The organism is Corynebacterium mastitidis DSM 44356 (genome assembly GCF_000375365.1).
Taxonomy (GTDB): Bacteria; Actinomycetota; Actinomycetes; order Mycobacteriales; family Mycobacteriaceae; genus Corynebacterium; species Corynebacterium mastitidis.
In genome coordinates, this window is the sequence record NZ_AQXB01000004.1 from 193781 (window position 1) to 212203 (window position 18423).

Annotated in this window: 13 protein-coding genes and 1 pseudogene; 11 read left to right on the forward strand and 3 right to left on the reverse strand. The window is 73.3% G+C overall.

The annotated features are described in order from the left end of the window. The first annotated feature begins 10 nt into the window (after window positions 1–10). Genes B140_RS0106320 through B140_RS0106350 form a run of 7 tightly spaced genes read left to right on the forward strand, consistent with a single transcriptional unit; the run spans window position 11 to window position 11583 of the window. A complete protein-coding gene (locus B140_RS0106320; RefSeq protein WP_244874400.1) occupies window positions 11–253 on the forward strand; it encodes a DUF3107 domain-containing protein in 243 nt (80 codons plus the stop codon). Beyond that, the gene (locus tag B140_RS0106325) at window positions 254–1126 is read left to right on the forward strand and encodes a DUF3152 domain-containing protein (protein ID WP_018118515.1); all 873 of its coding nucleotides are present in this window, start codon (window positions 254–256) and stop codon (window positions 1124–1126) included. Then, on the forward strand, window positions 1123–1980 hold the full coding sequence (locus B140_RS0106330) for a TIGR02569 family protein (RefSeq protein WP_018118516.1): 858 nt from the start codon (window positions 1123–1125) through the stop codon (window positions 1978–1980). The genes B140_RS0106325 and B140_RS0106330 overlap by 4 nt, the downstream gene beginning before the upstream one ends. 3 nt (window positions 1981–1983) lie before the next feature. Further along, window positions 1984–5082: an ATP-dependent helicase gene (locus B140_RS0106335; RefSeq protein WP_018118517.1), complete on the forward strand. Its 3099-nt coding sequence runs from the start codon at window positions 1984–1986 to the stop codon at window positions 5080–5082. Next, window positions 5072–8416 carry an ATP-dependent helicase gene (locus B140_RS0106340; protein ID WP_018118518.1) on the forward strand — a complete coding sequence of 1115 codons (3345 nt, stop codon included), beginning with the start codon at window positions 5072–5074 and terminating at the stop codon, window positions 8414–8416. Before B140_RS0106335 ends, B140_RS0106340 begins: the two co-directional genes overlap by 11 nt. Window positions 8417–8476: 60 nt before the next feature. Beyond that, window positions 8477–9502, forward strand: coding sequence for a potassium channel family protein (locus B140_RS0106345; protein WP_083912262.1), 1026 nt, complete (start codon window positions 8477–8479; stop codon window positions 9500–9502). 32 nt (window positions 9503–9534) lie between these two features. Then, on the forward strand, window positions 9535–11583 hold the full coding sequence (locus tag B140_RS0106350) for an ATP-dependent DNA helicase UvrD2 (RefSeq protein WP_026166073.1): 2049 nt from the start codon (window positions 9535–9537) through the stop codon (window positions 11581–11583). Here B140_RS0106350 and B140_RS12970 read toward each other — a convergent pair. Then, the gene (locus B140_RS12970) at window positions 11580–12428 is read right to left on the reverse strand and encodes a hypothetical protein (RefSeq protein WP_018118521.1); all 849 of its coding nucleotides are present in this window, start codon (window positions 12426–12428) and stop codon (window positions 11580–11582) included. The two genes, B140_RS0106350 and B140_RS12970, sit on opposite strands and share 4 nt — an antisense overlap. 75 nt (window positions 12429–12503) lie before the next feature. On the opposite strand from B140_RS12970, the gene B140_RS0106360 reads away from it, so the two are divergent. After that, complete coding sequence (locus B140_RS0106360; RefSeq protein WP_018118522.1) at window positions 12504–13034, forward strand: M48 metallopeptidase family protein; 531 nt, start codon at window positions 12504–12506, stop codon at window positions 13032–13034. Window positions 13035–13039: 5 nt separating this feature from the next. After that, window positions 13040–13930 (forward strand): homocysteine S-methyltransferase, encoded by an 891-nt coding sequence (gene mmuM / locus B140_RS0106365; protein ID WP_018118523.1) that lies wholly within the window; start codon window positions 13040–13042, stop codon window positions 13928–13930. Window positions 13931–14131: 201 nt separating this feature from the next. On the opposite strand, the pseudogene B140_RS14340 reads toward mmuM, so the two are convergent. Both B140_RS14340 and B140_RS0106385 read right to left on the reverse strand, forming a co-directional pair. Further along, window positions 14132–15280 (reverse strand): annotated as a pseudogene (locus B140_RS14340) (amino acid permease); the annotation flags it as partial. 30 nt (window positions 15281–15310) lie between these two features. Continuing rightward, window positions 15311–16696: a zinc-dependent metalloprotease gene (locus B140_RS0106385; RefSeq protein ID WP_018118527.1), complete on the reverse strand. Its 1386-nt coding sequence runs from the start codon at window positions 16694–16696 to the stop codon at window positions 15311–15313. 81 nt (window positions 16697–16777) lie between these two features. Between B140_RS0106385 and B140_RS0106390 the strand changes: the two genes are divergently transcribed. Then, window positions 16778–17830 carry a YlbL family protein gene (locus tag B140_RS0106390; RefSeq protein ID WP_018118528.1) on the forward strand — a complete coding sequence of 351 codons (1053 nt, stop codon included), beginning with the start codon at window positions 16778–16780 and terminating at the stop codon, window positions 17828–17830. Window positions 17831–18145: 315 nt separating this feature from the next. Beyond that, window positions 18146–18418 (forward strand): hypothetical protein, encoded by a 273-nt coding sequence (locus tag B140_RS0106395; protein WP_018118529.1) that lies wholly within the window; start codon window positions 18146–18148, stop codon window positions 18416–18418. Window positions 18419–18423: the final 5 nt, after the last annotated feature.

Sequence of the window (18423 nt, forward strand, 5' to 3'; positions counted from 1 at the left end):
ACTCGTAGAGATGAAGGCAGAAGCTATGGACGTCAAGATCGGTTTTCAGGACTCCCCACGCGAGCTGGTGGTGCACGCGACCGAGGGGGGCGAGGACCTGAAGGCGCGGATCGCGCGGGTCCTCGAGTCCGGCCAGGGCGTGTTGGAGCTGAAGGACGCCAAGGGGCGGACCTACCTGGTGCGCGCCGCGACCATCGCCTACGTGGATATGGGCGCCGCCGCGCCCCGCGCCGTGGGCTTTGCCGGGGCCTAAATGGCCTCCTCGGACAGCGCCCTGGTGCGCTTTGCGCGCGACTACGGCTGGCGGGCCTACGCCATTCCCGTGCTCGCGGTGATCACCGTGTGGGTGCTGTGGGACGTGGCCACCGCCCCCTCGGAGAGCGAGCAGTCCCCGGGGGCTGCCAGCTCCGCCAGCGCGCCCGCCGCGCCCGGCGGCAAGCGCGGCCCGGTGCCCTCGGACGAGGAGGCGCTGAAGGTCGCGGCGGATCGGCTGCCCGCCGGCGGCGCCTACACGGAGCGCGGCAACGGCACCTACCGGGTGATCGGCACCCCCGGCATGAAGGCCGGGGAGGGCAAGGACAAGGTGGTGCGCTACGTCATCGAGGTCGAGGGCGGCGTGGACACCGCGAGCCTGGGCGGGGACGACGCCCTGGCCTCCATGATCGACGCCACCCTGTCCAACCCCAAGGGCTGGACCCACGACCCCGCGTACCGCTTCGAGCACGTGGGCCCCTCCGACAACCCCACCATGCGCATCCAGCTCACCTCCGTGGGCACCACCCACGAGCTGTGCGGCACCGACCTGGCGATGGAGACGAGCTGCTTCTACTCCGAGGGCAACCGCGTGGTGGTCAACGAGTCCCGCTGGGTGCGCGGGGCCACGCCCTTCCAGGGCGACCTGGGCAGCTACCGCCAGTACCTCATCAACCACGAGGTGGGCCACGGCCTGGGCTTCTCCGCGCACGAGCCCTGCGGCGGCAACGGCGAGCTGGCCCCCGTGATGATGCAGCAGACGCTCAGCCTGAACAATTCCCAACTCGCGGGCTTCGACCCCGGCGAGGTCTACTCGGACGATAACGCCACGTGCAAGTACAACCCGTGGCCCTACCCGAAGGTGGCACCGTGAACAACGTCGTCAAGGCAGCACGCATCTCCCCGCTGGACTCCCGGGCCGGGCACCCGCCCGCGCAGGTGGCCGCGGGCTTTCACGCCGAGGACGGCGCGGCGGTTCCCCTGGGCAGCGCCTGGGATCACGGCTGGCGCGTGGGCGAGGTGGCGCTCTCGCGGGCGGTGGGGCCGCACGTGGCCTGGTCCGCGCGGGTGCGCGACCGCCTGGAGGTGCCCGGGGTCACGGTGGCCCGCCCCGTGCGCTCCACCGACGGTCGCTTCGTGGCCGGGGGCTGGCGGGCCTCCGCCTTCGTCGAGGGCGAGCTGGTGGACCGGGTGGACGAGACGGTGGTGGCCGCGCTGCGCCTGGAGGAGGCGCTGGCGGGCGTGCAGGAAAAGCCGGACACCAGCGGGGACGACGTCTTTTCCGTGGCGGATCGCTGCGCCTGGTCGCCGGACGTGGGCGCGGTGGACATGGGCCTGAAGAACCACCGGCTGCGCGAGGTGATCCAGACGCTACGCGCGGCCCGCGAGGAGACGAGCGCCCCGGAGTGCATCGGGCACGCGGACATGCTGGGCACCACGGTCTACCCGGAGGGCGGGGGGCCGGTGCTCACCGACCTGGTGGGGGTGGTGCACCCGCACGGCTACACGGCGGTGCAGGCGATCGTGGACGCGCTGCTCATCGGCGCCACCGACGAGGGCATCTTCGAGCGCTTCAGCCACATCCCCGACGCCGAGCAGCTCGCCCTACGCGCCCTGCTGTACCGGGCCTACGTGTGTGCGCAGGTGGACGAGGATAACTCGAACATAATTTCGAACCTGGAGGGGGTTGCGCGGCTCGTGGTGTCCCGCCTGTCTGCCACAATGTGAGGCATGACTGACGCAGCGGCCCCCTCGGCCTTCTCTCCGGTGCCCCCCACGCCCGAGGTGGTGCTCGTGCCCCGCGAGGCCGCGCCGCCGCCGCGCACGTGGGAGGGGATCGAGGGGCTCGACGGGGGCCTGCCGCGCGCCGGGCGATGGCGGGTGACCGGCCCGGCCGGTTCCGGCGTCAGTTCCTTCCTGGTGGATACCGCCGTGGGCATCATCGCGGAGAGCGAGCGCCCCTCGGGCGTGCTCGTGGTGGCCGCCTCCAAGGACGCCGCCGGCAGGCTGCGCCGGGAGCTGGGCGAGCGCCTCCTCGCCGCCCGGAGGCGCTACGCCTCGGAGGAGCCCGCCGTGCGCTCCCTGCACTCGCTGGCCTTCGCCCTGCTGCGCCGCGCCAGCGAGGAGAAAATCCGCCTCATCACCGGCGCGGAGCAGGACGCCGTGATCCGCGAGCTGCTGGCCGGGCACGCCGAGGAGGGCCGGGGCCCCTGGCCGCAGGAGCACGTCCCGGCCCTGGGCCTGGTGGGCTTTGCCCGCCAGTTGCGCGACTTCCTGCTGCGCGCCGCCGAGCGCGGCGTGGGGGCGCGCGACCTGGAGGACCTGGGCCGGAGGCACCGGCGCCCCGCCTGGGCGGCGGCGGGCACCTTCCTGCGGGAGTACGAGCGCACGATGGCGCTCAGCGGGGCGCACTCGTACAGCGCCTCGGAGCTGGTGGCCGTGGCCCTGCGCGCGCTGCGCGATCGCCCCGAACTCCTCGAGGGGCTGTGGCACACCGTGGTGGTGGACGACGCCCAGCACCTCGACCCGCTCTCCGGGGAGCTGATCTCCCTTCTGGCGCGGCACGCCCGGACCGTGGTGGTGGGCGGCGACCCGGAGCAGTCCGTCTTTCACTTTCGGGGCGCCTCGCCGGAGTTCCTGCGCTCCTTCCCCGCGGAGCGCGAGGTGCGCCTTCCCCGCTCCCGCCGCAACCCCGAGGCCGCCGTGTCCATCGCCCGATCCGCGGTGGAGGAGCAGGCCCGCTACACCAACGAGGTGCGCCGCGCCCACCTGATCGAGGGCGTGCCGTGGAGCGAGATCGCGGTGATCGTGCGCTCCTCGGGGATGATCGACCCGGTGCGCCGCGCCCTGCTGGGCGCGGGGGTGCCCGTGCACATCGAGGCCACGGACATGGTGCTCTCCCACCAGCCCCTCGTGGCGGGCATCATCCTGGGCGTCCGGGCGCTCCGCGAGCCCCTGGAGGAGCGCGAGCTGGAGGCGCTGCTGCTGGGCCCGGTGGGCGGGGCGGACCCGGTGACCCTGCGCCGCCTGCTGCGCGGCCTGCGGCGCAGCGACATGCACACGCGCGCCATGCTCACCCTGCGCCGCCTCATCGACCCGGCCGCCGCCCGCGACGAGGAGCACGAGGAACGCCTGCGCGAGATCCTCACGGAGCGCGAGCGGGACATCCTCGACCGCATGCGCACCGTGCTCGGCGCGGCCTTCGAGGCGAAGAACTCCGGGGCCTCGGTGGAGGGGGTGCTGTGGGCGCTGTGGCAGGCCACCGGCCTGTCCGAGCGGCTCTCCGCCGCCGCGCTGCGCGGCGGGGCGGCGGGCTCGCAGGCGGACCGCGACCTGGACGCCATGATGGCGCTGTTCGACGCCGCCGGGGACTACGTGGAGCGCCGCCCGCGCGCGGGCATCGATTCCTTCATCGCCCACATCGAGGAGCAGGAACTTCCCACCGGCGTGCGCGACCGGCGCGCGGCAGCCCCCGAGGCGGTCACGGTGCTCACCGCCCACGGCGCGGCGGGCCGCCAGTGGCGCACGGTGGTGGTGGCCGGGGTGCAGGACGACGTCTGGCCCGCGCTGGGGGAGACGGGCACCCTGTTCGAGCAGGAGGAGTTCATCGACCTGGTGGACTCCGGGGTGGACCCGGACGCGATCATCGGGCGCACCAAGGAGAAGGTGGCCGAGGAGCGCCGCCTCTTCCACGTGGCCACCACCCGGGCCACGGATCGGCTGCTCATCACCGCCGTGCACGAGGAGGAGGATGAGGTGCGCGAGCCCTCCCGCTTCCTGGCCGAACTCGGCCGCGAGGAGGGGGAGTACGCCGAGGCCGCGCCGGTGGCGGCGGGCGCCGGGGAGGAGACAACCCCGCCGCGCTTTGCGGTGCTCTCCGCGCCCGCGGCGGTGGCGGAGCTGCGCCGGGCGGTCTGCGCGGAGGAGACCCCGGAGGCCACGCGCCGCCAGGCGGCCCGCCAGCTTGCCCGGCTGGCGCGGGCGGGGGTCCCCGGGGCTGATCCCGCCCAGTGGTGGGGGGCGCGGCCCGCCTCCACGGAGGAGGAGTTGGTCGGCTCCGAGCGGGTGTATCTTTCCCCCTCGCGCATCCAGGGCCTGGAGGACTGTCCGCTGCGGGCGGTGGCCGAGCGCTACCTCCGCGAGGAGGACTCCCCGCACCTGCTCAAGGGCTCCCTCGTGCACGCCTACGCCGAGGCGCTGGCCCGCGGGGTTCCGGAGGAGCGCGCCCGGGAGATCGTCACGCGGGCCTGGCTGGACTCCCGGGACGTGCCCGCGTGGAAGGAACAGAACCTCGTGGAGCAGTGGGACCGCCTGCTGCGGCGCACCCACGCGTGGGTGCAGGCGCAGGGCGAGCCCGTGGGCGTGGAGATGCCCGTGGAGGTACCGGTGGGCGAGGCCGTGGTGATCGCGGGGCGCATGGACCGCCTGGACAGGGACGCCGCAGGGGATCACTACGTGGTGGACTTCAAGACCGGCAGCAGCGCCCCCTCGCAGCGGCGGGCCCAGGAGAACACGCAGCTGCGCGCCTACCAGCTGGCGCTGGCGCGCGGCGAGATCCGCGGGGGCGCCGTGCGCGAGGGGCCCGATCACCCGCCCCTGGGCGGGGCGCGGCTGGTGTACCCGGGTACGTCCAGCCAGAAGATCACCACGCGCGAGCAGGCCGCCCTGACCCCGCAGGAGCAGGAGGAGCTGGCCGCGCGCCTGCCGCTGCTCGCGGGGCAGACGCGCGGCCCGCGCCTGCTGGCCCGCGTCAATCCCCACTGCGATTCGTGCCGCCTCCGGGCGGTGTGCCCCGTCCAACCGGAAGGAAGGTTGACCGTTGCCTCGTGAGAACGCCGGGCGGATCAGCCCCAAGAAGCTCGCCGCCCTGCTCGGGCGCAACGCGCCCACCCCGCAGCAGGCGGAGGTGATCGAGGCCCCGGTGGGCCCCATGCTGGTGGTGGCGGGCGCCGGGGCCGGCAAGACGGAGACGATGGCCTCGCGCGCCGTGTGGCTCGTGGTCAACGGCCTGGTGGAGCCGGATCACATCCTGGGCCTGACCTTCACCCGCAAGGCCGCCCAGCAGCTGCGCCAGCGCATCCGGGATCGCCTGCGCAGGCTGGCGCTGAGCCCCGCGCTGCGCGAGGTGGACCCCGGCGGCGAGCTGGCGGGCCGCCTGGACAACGCCCAGCCCGTGGTGCTCACCTACGACGCCTACGCGGGCCGCCTCGTGCAGGAATACGGCCTGCTCGCCCCCGTGGAGCCGCACGCGCGCCGCATCTCGGAGACGGAGCTGTTCACCATCGCCTCGCGGGTGGTGGCGGACTACCGGGGCCGTTTGAGCGTGGAGAGCGAGCCCGCCGCCGTGGTGGACACCCTGCTGGCCCTGCACGGGGAGATGCTCAACCACCAGGTCACCCCCGAGGACATCCGGGAGGAGACGCACCCCCTGGTGAGCCTGGTGCAGGAGCTGCCCCCGGGCAAGAGGCAGCGCAAGGAGCCCAACGCCACGCTGCAGAAGTGGCTCGACGCCCAGGAGCACCGCCTGGACTACCTGCCCCTGGTGGAGGCGCTGCGCGCGGAGCTGACCCGCCGCAACGCCGCCACCTTTGCCGACCACATGGCCGTGGCCGCGCGCCTGGCCAGCGAGCACCCCTCGGTGGGGGCCACGGAGCGGCGCAGGCACCGCGTGGTCATGCTGGACGAATACCAGGACACCAGCCACTCCCAGCGCGTGCTGCTGCGCGAGCTGTACGGCAAGGGCGCCGACCCCGGGCTCACCGTCAACGCGGTGGGGGATCCCATGCAGGCCATCTACGGGTGGCGCGGCGCTACGGCGGCCAACCTGGAAGCCTTCCGGGAGGACTTTCCCGCCCCCCTTGGCCCCGCGCCCAAGAAGGAGCTCACCGTGAGCTTCCGCAACCCCGGGGCCGTGCTCGACCTCGCCAACGCAGTGTCCGCGGAGGTGCTGGGGCCCCCGGGGCGCCCGGACCGCACCGTGGCGCCCCTGACCCCGTTCGGCGGGGAGCGCGGCGAGGTCCAGGTGGCCTGGCACGCCACCGTGGAGGAGGAGCGCGCCCGGGTGGCCGAGCACATGGCCCGGCACTACGAGCGCGCGCAGGAGCAGGGAGAGCCCTTTTCCGCCGCGATCCTCGTGCGGGCCAACAAGCACAGCGCCCCCCTGGCCGCCGAGCTGGCCCGGCGCGGGGTGCCCTACGAGGTGGTGGGCCTGGGCGGGCTGGTGGACGTCCCCGAGGTGGCCGACGTCCTCGCCGTGGCCCGCCTGCTGATCCGCCCCGCCGAGGACGCCGCCGCGCTGCGGCTGCTCACCGGCCCCGCCGTGGGCCTGGGCTGGGCGGACGTGCGCGCGCTGGCGCGCCGGGCGCGCAACCTCGCGGGCCGGGCCACCGAGGCGGCCCCCGAGAAGGAGGCTCCGGAGGACCCCGAGGAGCGGCTGCGCCGCGCGGTGGAGCAGGCGATGCCGCCGGACCGCGAGCAGGTGGCCGGGCTGGGCGACGCCCTCGCGGACCTGGGCGAGGGGGCGGGCCTGAGCCCGGAGGGGCGCGGGCGCGCGGAGGAGGCGGCCGCGATGCTGCGCGGCCTGCGCACCCGCAGCCTGGGCAAGCCGCTGGTGGAGGTGCTCAGCGACGTCGAGCGCGCCCTGGGCGTGCGCACCGAGGTGCTGGCGCGGGAGGACCCCTTCGCCCCGGGCGCGGTGGGCACCGTGCACCTCGACCGGCTGCTGGAGGAGGCCGCGGGCTTTGCCGCCGTCCCCGGGGCCACCCTGGGCGGCTTCCTGGACTACTGCGACCTGGCGCGCAGCCGGGATCGCGGGCTGGAGCCCGGCGCGGTGACCGTGCGCAGCGACCGGGTGCAGATCATGACGGCCCACAAGGCCAAGGGGTTGGAATGGCGGCACGTGGCGGTGCCGCACGCGGACGAATCCACCTGGAAGGTCCAGGCGGAGACGTTCCTCACCCAGGTCAGGCGGGTCCCCGCCACCCTGCGCGGGGAGGTGCGGGAGGCCACCGCCGCGAGCGAGGAGGCCCCGGTGTTCGACCCGGGCGGCGCGGAGAACCGCAAGGAGTTCGAGGACCTCGGAAAGGACTACATCGACCGGGTGCGCGCCGCCGAGGCGGAGGAGGCCACCCGTCTGTTCTACGTGGCGCTCACCCGCACGGAGCGCACGCTCCTGGTCAGCGGGAGTTCCCTGCGCGGGGAGACCCAGCCCGTCCGCCCCTACGCGCACCTGGAGCTGCTGGCCGCCCTGCGCCCGGACGCCGTGGCGCACTGGTACGGCGGCGACGGCGCGGACCCGGCGGCCGAGCCCGTTTCCCCGCCGCCGGAGGAGGGGGTCTTCCCGCCGCCCGGGGTCCGCGCGGACCTGCGCGAGGGGGCCCGGCTCGTGCGTGCGGCGCTGGCGGACCTGCCGCCGCAGGAGGAGGGCGAGCTGTTTGGCCAGTGGGAGGCGGACGTCACGGCCCTGTGCGAGGAGCAGCGGGCGCTGCGCGCCCCGGTGGTGCGCGTGGAGCTTCCCGGCGAGCTGACCGCCAGCGACCTGGTGAGCATCAAGGCGGACCCGGCGCAGTTCGCCCGCTGCCAGCGCAGGCCCGTGCCGTTTAAGCCCAACTCCTTTGCCAAGCGCGGCACGGCGTTTCACGAGTGGCTGGAGGAGCGCTTCGGCGGGGCGGGGCTGCTCGACGAGGACCAGCTCCCGGGCCTGGGGGAGCCGGAGGTCACCGCCGACGAGGTCCGCGTGCTCAAGGAGAAGTTCCTGGCCAGCCGGTGGGCGCAGCGCACCCCGGCCTACGTGGAGCACCCCTTCGAGGTCACGCTCGGCGCGGCGGTGGTGCGCGGGAGGGTGGACGCGATCTTCCCGGACGCGGAGACCGGAGGGTGGCTCATCGTGGACTGGAAGACGGGCATGCCGCCCGCGACGCGGGAGGAGCGCCGCGCGGCGGAGATCCAGCTCGCGGTGTACAAGGTGGCCCTCGGCGAGCTGCTGGGTACCCGCCACATCCGCGCGATGTTCCACTACGTGGCGCTTGATCGCACCCTGGAGCCGGACTCCCTGCCGGGCAGGGAGGAACTCGCCGCGCTCATGTCCGCCGCCGCTTCCCCCACGGACGCGCCCGCCCCGGGAGGGGTTAAGGTGTCAGGGAATCGTTCAGAGGCGCGGCGTTAAGGAGTAGCGGTGGCTAAGAGGTTTCGGGAGCGCTTTCGCGCCGAGGGGCAGCTCAGCGCCATGCCCGTGCACGCCCTGCTGGGGGTGATCTCCATCCCGGGCAAGCCGCGCAGCAGCCCGTGGGTGCTCATCGGCACCCGCGTGGCGTACGCCCTGATGCTGCTTGTGCTGGTGGCGGTCATCGTGTACGCGGACGGGGACGGGTATTCCGAGCCCCTGACCTTCATCGACGCGCTGTACTACTCGGCGGTCTCCCTCTCCACCACCGGCTACGGGGACATCACGCCGGTCACGCAGGGGGCCCGCGTGGTGAACATCCTGGTGATCACCCCCATGCGCATCGCCTTTCTTATCATCTTGGTGGGTACCACGCTCTCGGTGCTCACGGAGGAGTCGCGGAAGTCCCTGCAGATACAGCGTTGGAGGAATAGAGTGCGCAATCACACCATCGTCGTAGGCTACGGCACCAAGGGGCGCTCCGCCGTGGCGGCCCTGCTGGCCGACGGCGTCCCCGCCCACCAGATCGTGGTCATCGACACCGACCGCGTGGCGCTGAGCCGCGCCGAGAACCAGGGGCTGGTGACCGTCCACGGCTCCGCCACCAAGGCGGACGTGCTCAAGATCGCGGGCGTGAGCCGCGCCCGCTCCGTGGTGGTGGCCCCCAACCTGGACGATACCGCCGTGCTCGTCACCCTCTCCGTGCGGGAGCTGGCGCCGAGCGCGATGATCGTGGCCAGCGTGCGCGAGTCGGAGAACCAGCATCTCCTGGAGCAGTCCGGCGCGGATTCCGTGGTCATCTCCTCGGAGACCGCCGGGCGCATGCTCGGCCTGGCCACCGTGACCCCCTCTGTGGTGGAGATGATGGAGGATCTGCTCTCCCCGGACGAGGGTTTCTCCGTGGCGGAGCGCCCCGTGGCCGAGGACGAGGTGGGGGCCAACCCCCGTCACCTCGCGGACATCGTGCTGGGTGTGGTGCGCTCCGGCGAGCTGTACCGCATCGACTCCCCCGAGGCGGAGGCCGTGGAGCCGGGCGACCGCCTGCTCTACGTGCGCCGCGTCACCGAGCAGGACGTCGAGGGGCAGTGAGAGGGACGGTGAGAGAGGCGGTGAGCAGCGCGGTGTGGAACCTCGATCAGCTCGATGACGACCAGCGGGTGGCGGCCACCGCCCCGCGCGGCCCGGTGTGCATCCTGGCGGGCGCGGGCACGGGTAAGACCCGCACCATCACCTACCGCATCGCCCACCTCATCAGCGGGGGCTTTGTGGCCCCGCAGCGGGTGCTGGCGGTGACCTTCACCGCGCGCGCGGCGGGCGAGATGCGCGACCGCCTCAACCACATGGGGGTGGGCGGGGTGCAGGCGCTGACCTTCCACGCCGCCGCGCGCCGCCAGCTCCGGTACTTCTGGCCGCAGGTGGCGGGGGACCTGCCGTGGCGGCTGCTGGATAACAAGTTCCCGTTCGTGGCGCGCGCCGCCCGGGCGGCCGGGGTGGAGCCCACCACGGAAATGCTGCGCGACCTGCTCGGGGAGATCGAGTGGGCCAAGGCGTCGCTGGTCAGTGCCGACCAGTACGCCGGGCACGTCGAGGGCACGCACCGCACGCCCCCCACCTCCCCGCAGAAGGTGGCGGAGGTCTACCGCCGCTACGAGGAGTCCAAGGTCACCCCGGAGGGGATGCTGCTGGACTTTGACGACCTGCTGCTGCACACCGCCGGGGCGCTGGAGAACTCCCGGGCGGTGGCCGAGGAGTTCCGGGAGCGCTACCGCAGCTTCGTGGTGGACGAGTACCAGGACGTCACGCCCTTGCAGCAGCGGGTGCTCGACGCCTGGCTGGGGCAGCGCGACGACGTCACGGTGGTGGGCGACGCCAACCAGACGATCTACTCTTTCACCGGGGCGAGCCCGGAGAACCTGCTGCGGTTCTCCCGCACCTACCCGCACGCCACCGTGGTCAAGCTGCAGCGCGATTACCGCTCCACCCCCCAGATCACGGACCTGGCCAACACGGTGATCGACCGCGCCACCGGCAGGCTCGCCGGAACCCGCCTGCGCCTGGAGGGCATGCGGCCTCCGGGGCCGGAGCCGGACTTCCACTCCTACCCGGACGAGCCCACCGAGGCCCGCGAGGTGGCCGGGCAGATCCTCACCCTGCTCAACCGGGGGGTTCCCGCCTCGCAGATCGCGGTGCTCTACCGCATCAACTCCCAGTCCGCGGCCTTCGAGCAGGCGCTGTCCGACGCCGGGATCGTCTACCAGGTGCGCGGGGGCGAGGGCTTCTTCCAGCGCGCGGAGATCACCCAGGCGATCAAGGAGCTGGTGCGCGCCTCCCAGCGCCCCGACCTCCCGGACCTCCCCCTGGGGGAGCTGGTGCGCGGCATCCTCGCCCCGCTGGGGCTGACGGACACCGAGCCCAGCGGCGCCCAGGCGCGCGAGCGCTGGCAGCTATTGGGGGCGCTGGCCGACCTCTCCGAGGAGCTCGCCCGGGACATCGCCGGCCTGGACCTGCCCGGCCTGCTCGCGGAGCTGCGCCGCCGCGCGGACTCCAAGCAGCCGCCCACGGTGCAGGGCGTGACCCTGGCGAGCTTGCACGCCGCCAAGGGCCTGGAGTGGGACGCGGTGTTCCTGGTGGGGCTCACGGAGAACATGCTGCCGATCAGCCACGCCATTAAGGCGGGCGCCCGGCACATCGAGGAGGAGCGCCGCCTGTTCTATGTGGGCATCACCCGGGCTCGGGAGCACCTGCACCTGTCCTGGTCGCTCGCCCGCCAGGAGGGCGGGCGCGCCTCGCGCAAGCGCACGCGCTTTCTGGACGGCGTGGCCCCGGAGCTGGACGTCCGCGAGGCGCCCCCGCGCAGCGTCAAGGCCAAGCGCTGCCGGGTGTGCGGACGCCCGCTGCACGGGACCACGGAAAAGACCCTGGGCCGCCACGAGGACTGCCCCTCGGACATGGACGCCGCCGTGTTCGAGGGCCTGCGGGCCTGGCGCAGCGCGCTGTCCCAGGAGATGCAGGTGCCCGCCTACATCGTGTTCACGGACGCCACCCTGGTGGCCATCGCGGAGGCGATGCCCGCCACGGAGCGCGAGCTGCTGAGCATCTCCGGGGTGGGGCCGGTCAAGGTGGAGCGCTTCGGGGAGTCCCTGCTGGCGGCGCTGTCCCAGTATCGCTAGCCGCCACCCAAGCGCCCGCACAGCACGCACTTGGGGTGCGGGCGCAGCGCCGCGCGCCGCTCCATCCCGGCGGCGCGGTAGGGGTCGATGCGCAGCACCTCCCCGGGGCCCAGCGCCATGCCCGGGTGCCCCGGCGGCTCCGGGGTAGCACCCGCCAGCCAGGCGCCGCAGGCGCTCAGCCGCGCGGCGGTGGCGTGCAGGGCGGGCCCGTAGCCGGGGTCCGTGACCTGGGTGAGCACGCGGTACCAGCGGGGGTCCTCCTCGTTGCGGTGCAGGACGTAGCACACCGGGCAGGGGCCGGTGCCCTCGATCCTGGCCGGGCCGATCACGCCCTGTGCGCCGAGGAGCAGCGCGGGCAGCACGGTGGGGCAGTGGCGCAGCAGCGCCGGGACCAGCCGCCCGTACTCGGCGGCGCTGTCCACCAGGAGCACCGGGCCGCACAGGCCGTGCAGGCCCCGCGCGTCGCCCGGGGAGCCGCCCGGCGGCCTGCGCACCGCCAGCCCGTCCTCGCTCAGCAGCGCCGCGGTGAGCCGGGCGAGGCGGCTGCTTCCCAGCACCGTGATCGGGGCGCGGTCGGCGTCCGCGCGGCGCAGCACGCGGTACTCCACCAGCTCTCCCACCAGGGAGGCCGCCGCCAGCCGGGGCAGCCCGGCGGCGCGCAGCCGCTCTATGAGCTTCGACCTCGGGGTGGCCCGGCGCGCCCCGGCGAGCGCGGCGGCCACCGCGCGTGGGTGGGCGACCTCCACGATGCCCGCGCGCCGGGCGTCGATCCCGCATTGCACGCTGCGGGAGTCGCGCACCACCACGTGCGCGGCGGGCGCGAGTATCAGATCCTCGTCCGGCATGGTTCCCCCTGCTTCCCGCGCCGTCCCCCGGCGCGTTCCCCGCCTCCCATTGCAGCACAGGTACACTGCCGTGTCATGTCAGCAGAACAGCCCGCCACCCCCGAGGCCTACGAGGCCCCCGAGGTGGAGGTGATCGCCTCTCCCCGGCGCACCAAGTCCGTGCAGGCGCGTCTGGTGCAGGGGCGCATCCAGGTGCGCGTTCCGGCGGCGATGGGCCGGGCCGAGCGGGAGCGCGCGGTGGAGAAGGTGGTGGCGGGGCTGCGCCGCAAGATCTCCTCCGGGTATAGCGACGCGGAGCTGCAGCGGCGGGCGCGGCACCTCAACGCGGCCTACCTGGAGGGGCGGGCGGAGGCGTCGTCGGTGCGGTGGGTGAGCAACCAGCGGCATCGCTGGGGCTCGTGCACGGTGGGCACGGGGGAGATCCGCGTCAGCGACCGGCTGCGCGAGGTGCCCGGCTACGTGCTGGACGCCGTGCTCATCCACGAGCTGACGCACACCTTTGTCCCCGGCGGACACAGCGCGGAGTTCTACCGCTGGGCGGACCGCGCGCCCAAGGCGGAGCGCGCCCGGGGGTACCTCGAGGCATACCAGCGATACGGGAGGTAACGGACATGATCTTTACGCCACCGGGCCCCGGCGAGGCCCCGATCATCCTCGACGGCGGCCTGGGGACCCACCTGGAGCGGCGCGGGAATGACATCAGCGGCGCCCTGTGGTCCGCGCAGATCCTCAAGGACCGGCCCCAGGAGGTGCGCGCGGCGCACGCGGACTTCTTCGCCGCCGGGGCGCAGGTGGCCACCACCTGCTCCTACCAGGTGACCTTCGAGGGCGGCGGGGATGAGACCACGGCCCTGCTGCGCGCCAGCGTGCGCCTTGCCCGGGAGGCCGCCGAGGAGGCGGCGGGGAGCGGCGGCGGGCCCCGCTGGGTGGCGGCCTCGGTGGGGCCCTACGGCGCGGGTCCGGGGCCGGGCACGGAATACGACGGCGCGTACGGCAAGGATGAGCGCGAGCTGGCGCGCTGGCACGGGCCCCGAGCGGAGGCGCTGGCGGCGGCGGGCCCGGACCTGCTCCTCGCGGAGACGATCCCCTCGCTGCCGGAGGTGGCCGCCCTGTCCGTGGCGCTGCGCGGCCTGGGCCTGCCGGTGGCTCTGAGCCTCAGCGTGGCGGGCGGGAGGCTGCGCGACGGCTCCGACCTCGGGGAGGCCGCCCGCCTGGCCGGGGAGATCCCGGGCCTGTGCGCGCTGGGCGTGAACTGCTGCAGCGCCCGGGAGGCCACCGCCGCCCTGGGCATCCTGCGGCGGCACACCGCCCTCCCGCTGCTGGCCTACCCCAACTCCGGGGAGCGGTGGGACGCCTCCGCCCGGCGCTGGGTGGCCACGCCGGAGGAGCCCGCCGCGCTGCGTATCGACGCCCCGGTGGCCCTCATCGGGGGCTGCTGCCGGGTGGGGCCGGAGGAGATTGCGCGGGTGGCGCGGCGTTGGGTAGGAAACGATAGGCGATGAGGCACAGCGCCACGAAGGGCACCCCGAAGAGCACGGCCGAGACCTGCTGCGGGTCAAAGACCACGGCCACCAGGGAGGCCACGCAGGCCAGCAGCGCGATCCGGGGGACCCAGGGGTAGCCCGGCGCCCGGTAGGGGAGGTCGCGCAGCGAGCCCCGGCGGCGAGGTAGGCCCGCCGGTGGCGCAGGTGCGCGACCACGATGACGATCCACACGGCCACCACGGCAAAGCCCGCCACGGAGACGAGGGCCAGGTACACCCCGCCCGGGGAGAACACGCTGCTCAGCAGCGAGAACAGCCCTCCGGCGAGGCTGACCACCACGGCGAGCAGCGGCACCCCGCGCCGGGTGGTGCGCCCGAAGGCGCGGGGGAGCTGGCCGGCGCGCGCCAGGGAGTACAGCAGCCGGGAGCAGGCGTAGAGCCCGGAGTTGCCCGCAGAGAGCAGGGCCACGATCACCACGAGGGCCATGAGGTCCGCCGCGTAGGGCACCCCGGCCCGCTCCAAGACGAGGACGAAGGGGCTGCCCTCCACGGATTCCTCGCCGCCGGGCGGGTAGGGCAGGAGCGCGGCGACCACCACGATGGCGCCCGCGAAGAACACCACCAGGCGCAGCAGGGTGGCGCGCAGGGCGCGGGGTATCGTGCGGCCGGGGTCGGTGGCCTCGCCCGCCGTGATGGCGATCAGCTCGGTGCCGGAGAAGGCGTACAAGACCGCGAGGGTGGTCACGATCACCCCGCCGATCCCGGTGGGAAAGTATCCCTCGGGGGTGAGAAAGTTGCCCAGCAGCGGGGCCTGCTGGGCCGGGGCGCGCCAGCCCAGGATCAGCGCGCCGCCGAGCAGGATGAACACCGCGATGGCGGCCACCTTGATGCCGGAGAACCAGGCCTCCGCCTCCCCGAACCAGCGCACCGAGTAGGCGTTGAGCCCCAGCAGCAGCACGGCGAACAGCGCGCACCACACCCAGGTATCCACGCCGGGGAACCACCGCTGCGCGATCATGGCGCTGGCCGTGAACTCCGAGGCGAGGGCGGCGACCCAGCACAGCCAGTAGAGCCAGGCCGTGGCAAACCCCACGGCGGGGCCGATCGCCTTGGTGGCGTAGGTGTAAAAGCCCCCGGAGTCGGGGAACACCACGGCGAGCTCGCCCAGGCAGGTCATCACCATCCAGGCCACGGCCGCGCCGATGAGGTACGCCACCACGGCGCCCAGCGGGCCCGCCTGCGCCACGGTGTACCCGGAGCTGATGAACAGCCCGGAGCCGATCACCCCGCCCAGGGCGATCATCATGAGGTGGCGGGTGCGCAGGGCGCGGTGCACGCCGTGGTGTTCCTGGGCTTCCTGGGCCGTCATAGGCAGTGAGGATAGCCCAGGCAGGGCGGGTTAGGGGGTGTCGTTGTCTCCTTTATTTTCATCCTCGCCGCCGTCTGCCTCGCCGTCCTTGCCGCCCTCGGCCAGGCGCTTTTCCAGCTCCTCGATCTCGCTGATGGGGTCGAAGCCGTGCACGCCGCCCTCGTCGAGCAGGCCGTCGATGAACTCCGCGGAGTTTTCCAGATCCTCGGCGGTGGGCAGGAAGTCCGGGTGATCCCACACGGCGTCGCGGCGCTCCACGCCCACGGCCGCCTCCGCGCGCCGCCACAGCTCCATGGCCTCGGCCACCTTGGGGGCGGCGAACTCGATGCCCACCACCTTGGCAAAGGCCTGCTCGGCGGAGCCGCCGGTGGCGCGGCGGCGGCGCCACGCCTCGTTCATCGCGCCGGTGGAGGGGATGCGCTCGCCCATGGCCTGCGTGACCACGTGCTCCACCCAGCCCTCCACCAGCGCCAGCAGGGTCTCCAGCCGGGAGACGGCCCCGGCGTTGCGGGAGCTGATCTTGGGGCTTAGGTCCATGTTCTGGAGCTGCTGCATGGCCTCCTGGATCGCCTGCGGGTCGCCGGACTCCAGGTTGAGGCCGCGGGCGGCCTCCTCGATGTGGGAGGTATCGATCACCAGCCCCTGGGCGTATTCCTCCACGGAGGAGACCAGGCGCTCCACCAGCCACGGAACGTGCTGGAAGAGCCGCTGCCGGGCCACCTCGCGGGCGCAGATGTACATCAGGACCTCCCCGTGGGCCACGTTGAGGTCCCCGGCCACGCGCGCGATGGTGGCGGGCAGCACGGCGGTGACCCCGGCGGGGGCCACCGGCAGGCCAAAGTCCGAGCCGGTGAGCGCCTGCCCGGCGAGGTCGCCCAGGGCGTGCCCGAGCTGCATGCCAAAGTTCATGCCGGACATCTGCTTCATCATCTGCGTCATCGGGCCCATCATCTGGCGAGCCTCCTCGGGCAGGGAGTCCAGCTGCGCCTGGTTCATGTTCTCCGCCACGGGGGTGACCATGCGCTTCCACATGGGCATGGTGTTGCTCAGCCAGTCCTCCGGGGTCCAGGAGGCCACCGTGGACTGGGCGGCGGGGAGCATAGTGGCGTCGTTAAGCCACAGGTCCGCCAGGCGCACGGAGTCCGCCACGGCCTCGGACTCCTTCTTGCCCACGCCCTGATCGGAGCCGCCGAGCTGCTGGCGGGCGATGCGCTGGGCCAGGTCGTAGTTGACCGGCCCCGCCCCCTCAGGGGAGTTCATGGAGCTGCCCATGCCGGAGAGCATCTGACCAAACTGGTTCAGGATGTCCCCCAGGCCGCCGCTAAAGCCAAAGGCCCCGAAGGACTGATCGCCGCGCCGCTTATTCTCGTCGTCGTCGCCATTGCCAAAGGAAAAACCAAAGCCGCCGTTATTCATAGCACCAACCTACCGGCGCGCAGCGCGCCGCAGCCATCGGTTGTGCAACGCTGAGAGCGAACACGGGTAGCCTAATGCGATGTGAACCGCCGAATCCGAACCATCGCCTGGGGCGCGCTGCCCGTGGTGGCGCTCACCGCGCTCATCTCCGCCGACCACATCCCCGGCACCGACGTCTCCCTGACCGTCCCCTACGCGGCGGAGGGGGTGGGCCCCAGCATCGACACCCTGGGGACGGTGAAGGGCACCGAGGTGGTGGCGGTGGAGGGTGCGCGGACCTACCCCACCGCCGGGCAGCTCAACATGACCACGGTGGCGGTGCGCAGCAACATGACCCTCGCGCAGGCCGCCGCGCGCTGGCTGTTGACCGACGACACCCTGGTGCCCATCGAGCAGATCTTTCCCCCCGGCAAGTCCCAGGAGGAGGTGCAGGAGGTCAACCAGGCGGCCTTCAGCACCTCCGAGGCCAGCGCCACCGTGGCGGCCCTGAACCACCTGGGCCGCCCCATGCGGGTGACCGTGGCCGGGGTTCTTGACGGCGCCCCCGCGGGCGATCACCTGCGCGAGGGGGACGTGATCGAGCGGGTGGGGGAGACGGCCGTGGACAAGCCGGGCCAGGTGCGCGACCTCATCGGGGAGCGCGCGCCGGGCGACGAGGTGACCGTGGCGGTGCGCCGGGGCGGCGAGCAGGTGGAGGAGACGGTGACCCTGGGGGAGGACCCGCAGGAGCCGGGGCGGGCCCGGCTGGGGGTGCTCATGGGCTCGGAGTCCGCCGACGGTGTGCGCGTGGATTACAACCTCAGCGACATCGGCGGCCCCTCGGCGGGGATGATCTTCTCCCTCGCGGTGGTGGACAAGCTCAGCGAGGGGGAGCTGACGGGCGGAAAGTTCGTGGCGGGCACCGGCACCATCGCGGAGGACGGCACGGTGGGGCCGATCGGCGGGATCAAGCACAAGGTGCGCGCGGCCTCGGATCTGGGCGCGGAGCTGTTCCTGGCCCCGGCCGCCAACTGCCGCGAGGCGCTCGCGGGCAACAACGGCTCCACCGTGATCGCCTCGGTGGAGACGCTTGACGACGCGATCGCGGCCATGTCCGACTTCGCCGCGGGCCGGGAGGTGCGCACCTGCGGGTAGCGCCGGTGCGGGCTCGTCCGGCGTGGCGCGGAGTCGTGTCGCCCCAGCTCGCAGGCCACCCGCTCGCAGAAAGCCGCGCGCGTGCTGGCGGGGGCGTTTCGCGCCTTATCTTGCGGTGTGGTTGGCCCAGAGCCCAGAGACATCGTGTACGTGGCGTGTACGATATGCGAATCAAGGTGGGATGACCGCAGCGAGACGCACATTGCGCGGCATGGCGTCGTTCCGCGAGAGATGGAAGGGGAGGGCGCGCTGCGTGTTCGTGGTGACTGTGCGGGATATGACCCACAGGGAGAGGCGTGAGTTTAGGAGGAAAGCATGATCGACCCGAGCGTTTTTGAGAACGAGGATTTTTCTGCGGAGGCAGCCCGGTCCGAGCCGGCGGCGTGGGAGCCATCGGCCATGAGCGCTTTTACCACTCGCCTTCCGAAGGCCACCCTCGAGTCCCTCCGTGGCATTGCCCGAGAGCGCGGCGTGACCACGGGACAGGTGATTCGGGACATCCTCGTTGAGGCCGTCAAGGAGGAGGCGGGGGAGGAGAAAACGGTGCCGGTCTCTGCCCTGCGCGCGCTCATCGCCCAGGCCTCCTAACACAG

Bases quoted from the DNA above. Each gene is read 5' to 3' on its own strand.
- B140_RS0106360 (WP_018118522.1), top strand. From the start codon at position 12,504: ATGTCAGCAGAACAGCCCGCCACCCCCGAGGCCTACGAGGCCCCCGAG.
- B140_RS0106385 (WP_018118527.1), bottom strand. From the start codon at position 16,696: ATGAATAACGGCGGCTTTGGTTTTTCCTTTGGCAATGGCGACGACGAC.
- B140_RS0106395 (WP_018118529.1), top strand. From the start codon at position 18,146: ATGATCGACCCGAGCGTTTTTGAGAACGAGGATTTTTCTGCGGAGGCA.
- B140_RS12970 (WP_018118521.1), bottom strand. From the start codon at position 12,428: ATGCCGGACGAGGATCTGATACTCGCGCCCGCCGCGCACGTGGTGGTG.
- mmuM (WP_018118523.1), top strand. From the start codon at position 13,040: ATGATCTTTACGCCACCGGGCCCCGGCGAGGCCCCGATCATCCTCGAC.
- B140_RS0106335 (WP_018118517.1), top strand. From the start codon at position 1,984: ATGACTGACGCAGCGGCCCCCTCGGCCTTCTCTCCGGTGCCCCCCACG.
- B140_RS0106320 (WP_244874400.1), top strand. From the start codon at position 11: ATGAAGGCAGAAGCTATGGACGTCAAGATCGGTTTTCAGGACTCCCCA.
- B140_RS0106325 (WP_018118515.1), top strand. From the start codon at position 254: ATGGCCTCCTCGGACAGCGCCCTGGTGCGCTTTGCGCGCGACTACGGC.
- B140_RS0106345 (WP_083912262.1), top strand. From the start codon at position 8,477: ATGCCCGTGCACGCCCTGCTGGGGGTGATCTCCATCCCGGGCAAGCCG.